At 73.2% G+C, this 12198-nt stretch carries 10 protein-coding genes; 1 reads left to right on the plus strand and 9 read right to left on the minus strand.

Translation table 11 applies throughout. The features are described from left to right. Positions 1-55 precede the first annotated feature (55 nt). The 7 genes from ABGB16_RS22905 to pyrR form a co-directional block, all read right to left on the minus strand. Positions 56-1330, minus strand: a complete 1275-nt coding sequence (locus tag ABGB16_RS22905; protein WP_347670144.1) for an adenosylmethionine--8-amino-7-oxononanoate transaminase — start codon at positions 1328-1330, stop codon at positions 56-58. Between the two features lie 123 nt (positions 1331-1453). Next, positions 1454-2464 carry a quinone-dependent dihydroorotate dehydrogenase gene (locus tag ABGB16_RS22910; RefSeq protein ID WP_347670145.1) on the minus strand — a complete coding sequence of 337 codons (1011 nt, stop codon included), beginning with the start codon at positions 2462-2464 and terminating at the stop codon, positions 1454-1456. Between the two features lie 106 nt (positions 2465-2570). Then, complete coding sequence (gene carB / locus ABGB16_RS22915) at positions 2571-6017, minus strand: carbamoyl-phosphate synthase large subunit (protein ID WP_347670146.1); 3447 nt, start codon at positions 6015-6017, stop codon at positions 2571-2573. After that, positions 6010-7215 (minus strand): glutamine-hydrolyzing carbamoyl-phosphate synthase small subunit, encoded by a 1206-nt coding sequence (gene carA, locus ABGB16_RS22920; RefSeq protein WP_347670147.1) that lies wholly within the window; start codon positions 7213-7215, stop codon positions 6010-6012. The genes carB and carA overlap by 8 nt, the downstream gene beginning before the upstream one ends. Before the next feature lie 118 nt (positions 7216-7333). Further along, the gene (locus ABGB16_RS22925; protein WP_347670148.1) at positions 7334-8611 is read right to left on the minus strand and encodes a dihydroorotase; all 1278 of its coding nucleotides are present in this window, start codon (positions 8609-8611) and stop codon (positions 7334-7336) included. After that, on the minus strand, positions 8608-9534 hold the full coding sequence (locus tag ABGB16_RS22930) for an aspartate carbamoyltransferase catalytic subunit (protein ID WP_347670149.1): 927 nt from the start codon (positions 9532-9534) through the stop codon (positions 8608-8610). The genes ABGB16_RS22925 and ABGB16_RS22930 overlap by 4 nt, the downstream gene beginning before the upstream one ends. 55 nt (positions 9535-9589) lie before the next feature. Next, positions 9590-10174, minus strand: a complete 585-nt coding sequence (pyrR, locus tag ABGB16_RS22935; RefSeq protein ID WP_347670150.1) for a bifunctional pyr operon transcriptional regulator/uracil phosphoribosyltransferase PyrR — start codon at positions 10172-10174, stop codon at positions 9590-9592. A 284-nt stretch (positions 10175-10458) separates the two neighbouring features. On the opposite strand from pyrR, the gene ABGB16_RS22940 reads away from it, so the two are divergent. Beyond that, on the plus strand, positions 10459-10947 hold the full coding sequence (locus tag ABGB16_RS22940; RefSeq protein ID WP_347670151.1) for a transcriptional regulator: 489 nt from the start codon (positions 10459-10461) through the stop codon (positions 10945-10947). A gap of 81 nt (positions 10948-11028) precedes the next feature. On the opposite strand, the gene nusB is transcribed toward ABGB16_RS22940, so the two are convergent. Further along, positions 11029-11439, minus strand: coding sequence for a transcription antitermination factor NusB (gene nusB, locus ABGB16_RS22945; RefSeq protein WP_347670155.1), 411 nt, complete (start codon positions 11437-11439; stop codon positions 11029-11031). Between the two features lie 23 nt (positions 11440-11462). Then, the gene (gene efp / locus ABGB16_RS22950; protein WP_347670152.1) at positions 11463-12020 is read right to left on the minus strand and encodes an elongation factor P; all 558 of its coding nucleotides are present in this window, start codon (positions 12018-12020) and stop codon (positions 11463-11465) included. Positions 12021-12198: the final 178 nt, after the last annotated feature.

Below are 12198 nucleotides of genomic sequence, written 5' to 3' on the forward strand. Positions count from 1 at the left end.
ATCCCCTCTCTCGATGTTCCCGCGGGGGCGGCGGCGCCGCCCCCACCCGGCGGCGTCAGCCCACCGCCACCGCGGCGGCGATCCCGGCCGCGATCCGGGCCACGTCGGCGTCGTCGGCGACGTACGGCGGCATGGCGTAGACCAGGTCGCGGAACGGCCGCAGCCAGACCCCCTGCGCCACCGCCGCGGCGGTCGCCCGGGCCAGGTCCACCTCGTGGTCGAGCTGGACCACGCCGATCGCCCCGAGCACCCGTACGTCGGCCACCCCGGGAGCGCCCCGCAGCGGCTCCAGGCCGGCCCGCAGGCCCGCGCCCACCCTCGCGACCTGCGCGGCCCAGTCCCCGGCCCGCAGCAGCCCGATGGAGGCGTTCGCGACCGCGCACGCCAACGGGTTGCCCATGAACGTCGGCCCGTGCGCCAGCACCCCGTCGCGGGAGATGCCCTCGGCCACCTCCGCGGTGCACAGCGCGGCCGCCAGGGTCAGGTAGCCGCCGGTGAGCGCCTTGCCGACGCAGAGCACGTCCGGACTCACCCCGGCGTGCTCGGCGGCGAACATCGTCCCGGTGCGGCCGAAGCCGGTGGCGATCTCGTCGAACACCAGCAGCACGCCGTGGGCCCGGGTCACCTCGCGCAGCACCCGCAGATAGTGCGGGTGGTGGAAGCGCATCCCGCCGGCGCCCTGGACCACCGGCTCCACGATCACCGCGGCCAACTCGTCGGCGTGCCGCTCCACCGCGTCGACCAGCGCCGCGACGTACGCCGGGTCGGGCGGGGTGTCGAAGCCGCCCGGCGGGACGGGCGCGAAGACCTGCCGGGGCAGCACGTCGCCCCAGAGGTGGTGCATGCCGCCCTCCGGGTCGCAGACGCTCATGGGGTGGAACGTGTCGCCGTGGTAGCCGCCCCGCCAGGTGCCCAGCCGGCGGCGCTCCGGGCGGCCGGTGGCCCGCTGGTACTGCAGGCACATCTTGACCGCGACCTCGACGCTGACCGAGCCGGAGTCGCAGAGGAAGACCCGCTCCAGCCCCGCCGGGGCCAGCTCGACCAGCGTGCCCGCCAGCCGTACCGCCGGCTCGTGGGTGAGCCCGCCGAACATCACGTGGCTCATCCGGCCGAGCTGGTCGGTGACCGCCGCGTCCAGCACCGGGTGCCGGTAGCCGTGGATCGCCGCCCACCACGACGACATCCCGTCCACCAGCTCCCGCCCGTCGGCCAGCCGCAGCCGTACGCCCCGGGCGCTCTCCACGACGTAGGGCGGCACGGCGGGCGGCAGCGCGGCGTACGGGTGCCACACATGCCGCCGATCCCCCGCCAGAACCTCCTCAGGCGTCACCCGCGCTCCTCCGCTCTCGCGCCCACCCCGACCCCCGCGATCTTGCAGTTGTGGCCCCTGTTTCGTCCGGTTCGCGGCATAGGTCGGGGCGGAAAGTGCAAGATCGCGGGAAACGTGGGGCGGTCACCGGGCGGCGCGGGCGGCGGCCCGGACCAGGGCCGGGCCCCGGTAGATGAAACCCGTGTAGAGCTGCACCAGGCTCGCGCCGGCGTCGAACATCCGGGCCGCGTCGTCCGGATCGACGATGCCGCCGACGCCGATCACCGGCAGCCGGCCGCCCGTCTCCCGGTGCACGAAGGCGACCACCTCCCGGGCCCGCCCCGCCAGGGGACGGCCGGACAGGCCGCCGGCCTCCGCGCCCCGCGCCCGGTCGGCCGGGGCGAGCCCGTCCCGGCCGAGGGTGGTGTTGGTGGCGATCACCCCGGCCGCGCCCCGGTCGAGGCAGACCTCCAGCAGCTCGGCGATCGCCGGCTCGGTCAGGTCCGGAGCGATCTTCACCAGCACCGGCTTCTCCCCCACCAGGGCCGTCAGCAGGGCGTCCAGGTGGGAGCGGTCCTGCAACGACCGCAGGCCCGGGGTGTTCGGCGAGGAGACGTTGACGGCGAAGTAGTCGCCGTGCTCCCGCAGCGCCCGGTACGAGGCCCGGTAGTCCTCCACCGCCTCGTCCAGCGGGGTCACCTTGGACTTGCCGAGCGAGATGCCCAGCGGTACGCCGAGCGGCCGGGGCAGCGTCGCCAGCCGGTCGGCCAGGGCCTGCGCGCCGGCGTTGTTGAACCCCATCCGGTTGACCACGGCCTCGCTGTCGCGCAGCCGGAACAGCCGGGGCCGGGGGTTGCCCGGCTGGGCGTGCGCGGTGACCGTGCCGACCTCGACGAAGCCGAAGCCCAGCGCCGGCCACGCCGGCAGCGCCAGCCCGTCCTTGTCCATCCCGGCGGCCAGCCCGACCGGGTTCGGGAACTGGACCCCGAACACGGTGCGCGGAGCCCGCACGAGATGCCGTGCCCGCAGCGCGGCGAGCGCGGCCGGCCGCCGGGACAGCGTGGCGAGCCGCCGCAGCGTCCACTCGTGCGCCGCCTCCGCGTCCCCACCCCCGACCCGGAACAGGTACGGCCGCACGATCCGCTGGAACATCACGCCGCGCCTCCCCGCCCCCGCGCGGCCCCGGTGATCATGGAGTTGACGGCGGAGTGGATCTCCGAAACCGCCGCCAACTCCATGATCGACGCGTTGGTGCCGGCCGTCACCGGGGGGCCCGCAGGGCCGCGTGCAGGTCCTGGAGGGGGCGGACCCGCACGTCGCCGCGGATGCGCGCCTCGATGCCCATGACCGCCGCCGCCGCGCCGGGGACCGTGGTGATGCAGGGGATGTCCGCCGTGACGGCCGCGCTGCGGATCTCGTACCCGTCGGAGCGGGCGCTCGCGCCAGAGCCCTGCGGCGTGTTCACCACCAGGGCCACGTCGCCGCCGAGGATCAGCGACACCGCGTCCTCGCCCTCGCCGGCCTCGTAGTGCTTGCGGATCTGCTCGCAGGCGATGCCGTGCCGGCGCAGCACCTCGGCGGTGCCGGCGGTGGCGACGATCTCGAAGCCCAGGTCCGCCAGGCGCTTGATCGGGAAGATCATGCCGCGCTTGTCGCGGTTGGCCACCGAGACGAAGATCTTCCCGGCCGTGGGCAGCGAGCCGTACGCGGCGGCCTGCGACTTGGCGAAGGCCTGCCCGAAGCCGGTGTCGATGCCCATCACCTCGCCCGTGGACTTCATCTCCGGCCCGAGCAGCGAGTCGATGCCCTTGCCGGACGGGGTGCGGAAGCGCTTGAACGGCAGCACCGCCTCCTTGACCGCGATCGGCGCGTCGGCCGGCATGGTGCCGCCGTCGCCGCTCGCGGGCAGCAGCCCCTCGGCGCGCAGCTCGGCGATCGTGGCGCCGAGCGCGATCCGGGCCGCCGCCTTCGCCAGCGGCACCGCCGTGGCCTTGGAGACGAACGGCACGGTACGCGACGCCCGCGGGTTCGCCTCCAGCACGTACAGCACGTCGTCCTTGAGCGCGTACTGCACGTTGAGCAGGCCGCGCACCCCGACGCCCCGGGCGATCGCCTCGGTGTAGCGGCGCACCTGGGCCAGGTGCGAGCCGGCGAGGGTGATCGGCGGCAGCGCGCAGGACGAGTCGCCGGAGTGGATGCCGGCCTCCTCGATGTGCTCCATCACGCCGCCGAGGTAGACCTCCCCGTCGGCGTCGCACAGCGCGTCCACGTCGATCTCGATGGCGTCGTCGAGGAACCGGTCCACGAGCACGGGGTGATCCGGGGAGATGTCGGTGGCCCGGCCGATGTAGTCGCGCAGCGTCGGGTCGTCGTAGACGATCTCCATGCCCCGCCCGCCGAGCACGTACGACGGCCGGACCAGCACCGGGTAGCCGATCTCGTCGGCGATCGCCTTCGCCTCCTCGTACGAGGTGGCCGTGCCGTGCGCCGGGGCGCGCAGCCCGGCCTTCGCCAGCACCGCCCCGAACGCGCCCCGTTCCTCGGCGAGGTGGATCGACTCCGGGGACGTGCCGACCACCGGCACGCCGGCCTTCTTCAGCCGCCGCGCCAGGCCCAGCGGGGTCTGCCCGCCGAGCTGCACGATCACGCCGACCACGCCCGGCCCGCCGGCCGCCCTGCCCGACGAGTCCTCGGCGTGCCAGACCTCCAGCACGTCCTCGAACGTCAACGGCTCGAAGTAGAGCCGGTCGGCGGTGTCGTAGTCGGTGGAGACCGTCTCCGGGTTGCAGTTGACCATCACCGTCTCGTACCCGGCGCCTTCGGCGCCGGAACGGCCGGCGCCTTCGGCGCCGGAACCGGACGCAGCGGCTGAGTCGATGGGCGCGCTGCGCAGCGCCATTACGGCGTGCACGCACGAGTAGTCGAACTCGATGCCCTGGCCGATCCGGTTCGGCCCGGAGCCCAGGATGATCACCTTCGGCCGGTCCGACGGCGCGACCTCGGTCTCCTGCTCGTACGTCGAGTAGTGGTACGGCGTGGCCGCCTCGAACTCGGCGGCGCAGGTGTCCACCGTCTTGTACACCGGCCGGATGCCGAGCCGGTGCCGCAGGGTGCGTACGCCGTCCTCGGCGGCCAGCTCGGGACGCAGCGCGGCCAGCTGCCGGTCGGACAGGCCGGCCCGCTTGGCCCGGCGCAGCAGGTCGGCGTCGAGCACCGGGGCGGCCACGATCTCCGCGCGCAGCTCGACCAGGGCGGCGATCTGGTCGAGGAACCACGGGTCCATCCCGCCGGACGCGGCGGCGACCTCCGCGACGGACGCGCCGAGGCGCAGCGCCCGCTCGACGGTGTAGAGCCGGCCGTCGTGCGGCGTCCGCAGCGCGGCGAGGGTGTTCTCCTTCGTCACGCCGGCCGGGTCGGCGCCCGTCGCGGCGGCGACGACCGAATCCGGCACGGTCCAGAACCCGCCGCCCTTGGTCTCCATCGAGCGCATCGCCTTGTTCAGCGCCTCGGTGAAGTTGCGCCCGAGGCTCATCGCCTCGCCCACCGACTTCATCGTGGTGGTCAGCTCCGGGTCGGCGCCGGGGAACTTCTCGAACGCGAACCGGGGGATCTTCACCACCACGTAGTCGAGGGTCGGCTCGAACGCGGCCGGGGTCTTCAGCGTGATGTCGTTGGGGATCTCGTCCAGGGTGTAGCCGATGGCCAGCTTCGCGGCGATCTTGGCGATCGGGAAGCCGGTGGCCTTCGACGCCAGCGCCGAGGAGCGGGACACCCGCGGGTTCATCTCGATCACGACGATCCGGCCGTCGACCGGGTTCACCGCGAACTGGATGTTGCAGCCGCCGGTGTCCACGCCGACCTCGCGCAGCACGGCGATGCCCAGGTCGCGCAGCCGCTGGTACTCGCGGTCGGTGAGCGTCATGGCCGGGGCGACGGTGACGCTGTCGCCGGTGTGCACACCCATCGGGTCGACGTTCTCGATCGAGCAGACCACCACCACGTTGTCGTGGCGGTCGCGCATCAGCTCGAGCTCGTACTCCTTCCAGCCGAGCACGCTCTCCTCGATGAGCACCTCGTGCACCGGGCTGGCGGCCAGGCCGGCCCCGGCGATCCGCTCCAGGTCCTCGTCGGTGTGGGCCATGCCGGAGCCGAGGCCGCCCATGGTGAACGACGGCCGGATCACCACCGGCAGGCCCAGCTCGCCGACGGTCGCCCGGACCTCGTCCATCGAGTGGCAGACCCGCGAGCGCGGCACCAGCGACGACGGGTCCTCGACGCCGAGGCGGGCGCCGGCGGCGGCCACGATGTCCTTGAACAGCTGCCGGTCCTCGCCGCGGTTGATCGCGTCGATGTTGGCGCCGATCAGCTCCACGCCGTACTTCTCCAGCACCCCCGCCTCGTGCAGGGCGACCGCCGTGTTCAGCGCGGTCTGCCCGCCCAGGGTGGGCAGCAGGGCGTCGGGGCGCTCCCGGGCGATGACCAGCTCGACGAACTCCGGGGTGATCGGCTCGACGTACGTGGCGTCGGCGAACTCCGGGTCCGTCATGATCGTCGCCGGGTTGGAGTTGACCAGGCTGACCCGGATCCCCTCGCTGCGCAGCACCCGGCAGGCCTGGGTGCCGGAGTAGTCGAACTCGCAGGCCTGCCCGATCACGATCGGCCCGGAGCCGATCACCAGGATGTGCTTGAGATCGGTCCGCTTAGGCATTCTTGCCGCCTTCACTGTTGTTCCGGTCGAAGCCACGGCCTTCGCTCCGCTTCCGGTCGAGGCCACCGCCCTCGATCAGCTCGGCGAAACGGTCGAACAGGTAGTCCGCGTCGTGCGGGCCGGCCGCCGCCTCCGGGTGGTACTGGACGGTGAAGGCGGGCACGTCCCTGGCCCGCAGCCCCTCGACCACGTTGTCGTTGAGGCAGACGTGCGACACCTGGACGCCGCCGAACTCGGTGTCGATGACCCGGTCGGGCACGACGGCACCCACACCCGCGCCCGGCACCTGCACCGCGAAGCCGTGGTTGTGACTGGTCACCTCGACCTTGCCGGTGGCCCGGTCGAGCACCGGCTGGTTGATGCCCCGGTGGCCGTACCCGAGCTTGTAGGTGCCGAAGCCCAGCGCGCGGCCGAGGATCTGGCTGCCGAAGCAGATGCCGAACAGCGGCACCCGGCGGCGCAGCACCTCGCGGGCGAGGGCGACCGGGCCGTCGGCGGTGGCCGGGTCACCCGGCCCGGGCGAGAGGAACACCGCGTCCGCGCCGGTGGCGAGCAGGTCGTCGATGCTCGACGAGGCGGGCAGCACGTGGGTGGTGACGCCGCGCTCGGCGAGCCGGCGCGGCACGTTGCGCTTGATGCCCAGGTCCAGCGCGGCGACGGTGAACCGGTGCTCGCCGCGCGCCTGCACGACGTACGGCCGCGGGGTGGTCACCTCGGCGGAGAGGTCGGCGCCGACCATCCCCGGGGACCGGCGCACCCGCTCGAGGAGGGCGCCCGGGTCGTCCTCGACGCTGGAGACGCCGACCCGCATGGCGCCGCGCTCGCGCAGGTGCCGGGTCAGCGCCCGGGTGTCCACGCCGCTGATGCCGACCACGCCCTCGGCGACGAGCCGCTCCTCCAGCCCGCCGGTGGCCCGCCAGTTCGAGCCGATCCGGGCGGGGTCGCGCACCACGTACCCGGCGACCCAGATCCGGCCGGACTCGTCGTCCTCGCCGTTGACGCCGGTGTTGCCGATGTGCGGCGCGGTCTGCACGACCACCTGCCGGTGGTACGACGGGTCGGTCAGGGTCTCCTGGTAGCCGGTCATGCCGGTGTTGAACACCGCCTCGCCGAACGTCTCCCCGACGCTGCCGTACGCCTCGCCGTGGAAGGTCCGGCCGTCCTCGAGCACGAGGATCGCGGAACGTCTGCGACTCACGCTGCGCCTCCTTCGATCCGGACTGCGGGACTCCGCTCCGCTGCATTCCTCGCTCGGATCACTTGCCATCCTTCGATCCGGACTGCGGGACTCCGCTCCGCTGCATTCCTCGCTCGGATCACTTGGTTGCCTTTCCGTCAAGGACCGTCGGCTCGCCGCGCAGGAAGGTCGCCACGATGCGACCCGGCAGCGTCATGCGGGCGTACGGGGTGTTGCGACTGCGGCTGGCCAGCTCCGCCGGCTCGATCACGCGCCGGGCGGCCGGGTCCACCAGGGTCAGGTTGGCCGGCACGCCGGGGGCCGGGTCCAGGCCGTGGGAGTCGAGCCCGGCGATGCGGGCCGGGGCGCGGGACATCCGCTCGGCGATCAGGTCCCACTGCGGGCCGAGCACGTCCAGGGCGATCGACAGGGCCGTCTCCAGCCCCAGCATGCCCGGCCGGGCGTACGCCCACTCGCACTCCTTGTCCTCCACGGCGTGCGGGGCGTGGTCGGTGGCGACGACGTCGATCACGCCCTCGGCCAGCGCGGCGCGCAGCGCGGCGACGTCGGCGGCGGTGCGCAGCGGCGGGTTGACCTTGTACACCGGGTCGTAGGTCTCGGCCTTGGAGTCCGTCAGCAGCAGGTGGTGCGGGGTCACCTCGGCGGTGACCCTGATCCCGCGCGCCTTGGCGTGCCGCAACACCTCGACGCTGCCGGCCGTGGAGACGTGGCAGACGTGCAGCCGGCTGCCGACGTGCTCGGCCAGCAGCACGTCCCGGGCGATGATCGCCTCCTCGGCGACCGCCGGCCAGCCGGTCAGCCCGAGCCGGGTGGAGACCTCGCCCTCGTGCATCTGCGCGCCCTCGGTGAGCCGGGGTTCCTCGGCGTGCTGGGCGATGATCCCGTCGAACGCCTTGACGTACTCCAGGGCCCGGCGCATCAGCCGCGGGTCGGCGACGCAGTGCCCGTCGTCGGAGAAGATCCGCACCCGGGCCGCCGAGTCGGCCATCGCGCCCAGCTCGGCCAGCCGCTCGCCGGCCAGCCCGACGGTGACCGCGCCGATCGGCTGCACGTCGACCAGGCCGGCCTCCCGGCCGAGCCGCCAGACCTGCTCGACCACGCCGGCGGTGTCGGCGACCGGCGAGGTGTTGGCCATCGCACAGACCGCCGTGTAGCCGCCGAGCGCCGCCGCCCGGGAGCCCGACTCGACGGTCTCGGCGTCCTCCCGGCCCGGTTCGCGCAGGTGGGTGTGCAGGTCGACCAGGCCGGGCAGGGCCACCAGCCCGGTGCCGTCGAGCACGGTGGCGTCCGGCGCGGTCAGCCCCGCGCCGGTCCGCGCCACCACGCCGTCGCGGATCAGCAGGTCGGTCGGCGCGGCGCCGACGACGCTCACGTTCGTGATCAGGTACGCGGTCACAGGTTGTTCCCCCCGAGCAGCAGGTAGAGGACGGCCATCCGCACGGAGACCCCGTTGGCGACCTGTTCGACGATGGTGGAGCGGGGCGAGTCGGCGACCTCGGGGGTGATCTCCATCCCCCGGTTCATCGGCCCCGGATGCATGACGATGGCGTGCTCCGGCAGCCGGCGCATGCGCGGCCCGTCGAGCCCGTACCGGCGGGCGTACTCGCGGGCGGAGGGGAAGTAGGAGTCGCCCATCCGCTCCCGTTGCACCCGCAGCATCATCACCACGTCCACACCGGGTAGAACGGCGTCGAGGTCGTAGGAGACGTCGGTGCCGGGCGCGAGCGCCGCCGCGATGTCCACCGGGATCAGCGTCGGCGGGCCGACCAGGGTCACCTTCGCGCCGAGGGTGGACAGCAGCAGGACGTTCGAGCGGGCCACCCGGGAGTGCAGCACGTCCCCGACCACCGCGACGTGCAGGCCGGCGAGTCGCCCCAGCCGCGAGCGCATCGTGTACGCGTCCAGCAGCGCCTGCGTGGGGTGCTCGTGGGTGCCGTCGCCGGCATTGACCACCGACCCGTCCACCCAGCCGGCGAGCCGGTGCGGGGCCCCGGAGGCGGGGTGCCGGACGACCACCGCGTCGGCCCCCATCGCCTGGAGGGTGAGCGCGGTGTCCTTCAGGCTCTCGCCCTTGGCGACGCTGGAGCCCTTGGCCGAGAAGTTGATCACATCGGCGCTGAGCCGCTTGGCCGCCGCCTCGAAGGAGATCCGGGTCCGGGTGGAGTCCTCGTAGAAGAGGTTCACCACGGTCCGGCCGCGCAGCGCGGGCAGCTTCTTGACCTCCCGGCCGGCGACGGTGGCCATCTCCGCCGCGGTGTCCAGGATCTGGGTGGCGGTGGCGGCGTCCAGGTCGGCGCCGGAGAGCAGGTGCCGGCTCACAGGGCCTGCCTTTCGTTCGCGACTGCGGGGCTCCGCTTCGCTGCACTCCTCGCGCTCACAGGGCTGCACCCCCGTAGAGCTTGACCTCGTCGACGCCGTCGGTCTCGGCGAGGGTGACCTTGACGCTCTCGGCGAGCGACGTCGGGATGTTCTTGCCCACGTAGTCGGCGCGGATCGGGAGCTGCCGGTGGCCGCGGTCGACCAGCACGGCCAGCTGCACCGAGGCGGGTCGGCCGAGGTCGCTGAGCGCGTCGAGGGCGGCCCGGACCGTACGCCCGGAGAAGAGCACGTCGTCGACGAGGACGATCCGCTTGCCGTCGATCCCGCCGGGCGGGAGCTGGGTCGGGCCGACCGCGCGGGTGGCCTGCCGGCGCAGGTCGTCGCGGTAGAGGGTGATGTCGAGCACGCCGGCCGGGACGGCGACGTCCTCGAAGGCGCTGATCCGGTCGGCGAGCCGCCGCGCCAGGGGCGCGCCCCGGGTGGGGATGCCGAGCAGCACGGTGTCGGCGGCGCCCTGGGTCTTCTCCAGGATCTGGTGGGCGATGCGGTCCACCACGCGCGGGACGTCCGCTGCGGTGAGGATCACCTTCACCGAGGGTTGTCGTGCCGGCGACGGGTGGGCAGCCGGTGGGTAGGCCACGGCGGACCTCCTTCCCCGCCTCACGGGACGGGTCGTTAAAGGACGTCTGACACCGCCGGCGGGCCACGAAGGGACCCGACCGGGGCTCCAGCCACGTTACCAGTGGTCACGGGGCATGCCGACGGCGGCACTGACCCCCGGATCAGGGCGGCGAAACCGGGCAACTCCCCCAGCGCTTGCCAACGGTAGGGTCACGACCACTTGACCACGTGTCGCAATCCCCGTACCGTCACGCTCCGTAGCGAAAGCTGGGGAGATCCCCGTGCAGCACTGGGAGAGACCGAATGCCCTCTGAATACGCCAAGTCGCTGGGCGCCCGCCTGCGCTCCATCCGCCAGCAGCAGGGCCTGTCCCTGCAGGGGGTGGAGGAGAAGTCCAACGGGCGGTGGAAGGCCGTCGTGGTCGGCTCGTACGAGCGGGGTGACCGCGCCGTCACGGTGTCCCGCCTGGCCGAGCTGGCCGACTTCTACCGGGTGCCCGTCTCCGAGCTGCTGCCGGACGGCAGCGGGGTTCGCCACGAGCCCACCAGCAAGATCGTGCTGGACCTGGAGCGGCTCTACGACGACGTCTCCGAGGAGCTCGCCTACGTCGCCCGGTACGCCCGCGCCATCCAGCAGCAGCGGGGCGACTACAACGGCCGGGTGCTCTCCATCCGCGCCGACGACCTGCGCGCCCTGGCGATCGTCTACGACGCCTCGCCGTCCGGCCTGATCGAGCGCCTCACCGAGCACGGCGTGCTCGTGGCCGACCCCCGGGCGTTCTTCGCGTCCTGACCCCTCACGACGCAGGGCCCGCGCCGTCGGCGCGGGCCCTGCGTCGTCGTGTGCGCCCGCCGGGTGGCGGTGTCGGATTCCTCAGCGGGTGGCGTACTCGGCGATCCGGCCGACCACGCCGTTGAGGAAGCGCGGCGAGTCGTCGGTCGACATCTGCCGGGCCAGCTCGACGGCTTCGCTGATCGCCACCGCGTCGTCGATCTCGTCGACGTACAGCAACTCGTAGACGGCGATGCGGGCGAGGTTACGGTCGACCACCGGCATCCGGTCCAGCGTCCAGCCCTCGGCGTAGCTGGCGATCAGCTCGTCGATCCGGTCCAGGTGCGCGGCCACCCCCTCGACGAGGCCGACCGCGTACCCGAGGTGCTCCGGGTGGGGCTTCTCGATCCGCTCCAGGTAGCCGGCGAGCACCTCCACCGGGGGCCGGCTGCGCAGGTCCGCCTCGTAGAGCACGTCCAGCGCCCGCTTGCGCGCCTTGCGGCGCGCAGGCATCTGCTGCTTCGGACCCTCGGCCATCAGGCGCGGCCGAGGTAACGGCCGTCGCGGGTGTCGACCTTGATCTTCTCGCCGGTGGTGATGAACAGCGGCACCTGCACGGTGGCGCCGGTCTCGACGGTGGCCGGCTTGTTGCCGCCGGTCGAGCGGTCGCCCTGCAGGCCCGGCTCGGTGTAGGTGATCTCCAGCACGACGGAGGTCGGCAGCTCGATGTACAGCGGCACGCCCTCGTGCGTGGCGACGATCGCCTCCGCCTCGGGGAGGAGGTAGTTGGCCGCCTCGCCGACGGTGCCGCCGGGCACGGTGATCTGGTCGAACGTCTCCAGGTCCATGAAGACGTAGTCCTCGCCGTCGGCGTACAGGTACTGCATGGTGCGCTTGTCGACGGTCGCGGTGTCGACCTTGGTGCCCGCGTTGAAGGTCTTGTCGACCACCTTGCCGGACAGCACGTTCTTCAGCGTGGTACGCACGAAGGCGCCACCCTTACCGGGCTTGACGTGCTGGAACTCGACGACGGCCCACAGCTCCCCGTCGAGGTTGAGTACCAGGCCGTTCTTCAGGTCGTTGGTGGTGGCCATTTCCTGCCTTGTGATCATGAATTTGGCGGACAGACCTGGCAAGTCTACTAGCTGCCCGGAGCCGGTGCCGGGCCCGCCGGGCGGGGACGGCGGGGACGGCGGGGACGGCGGGGACGGCGGGGACGGCGGGGACGGCGGGCCAGGGCCGCGCGGCCGGGGCTGGGGGCGGGGGCTGGGG

The sequence above is a fragment of the Micromonospora sp. B11E3 genome, assembly GCF_039871625.1.
Lineage (GTDB): Bacteria > Actinomycetota > Actinomycetes > Mycobacteriales > Micromonosporaceae > Micromonospora.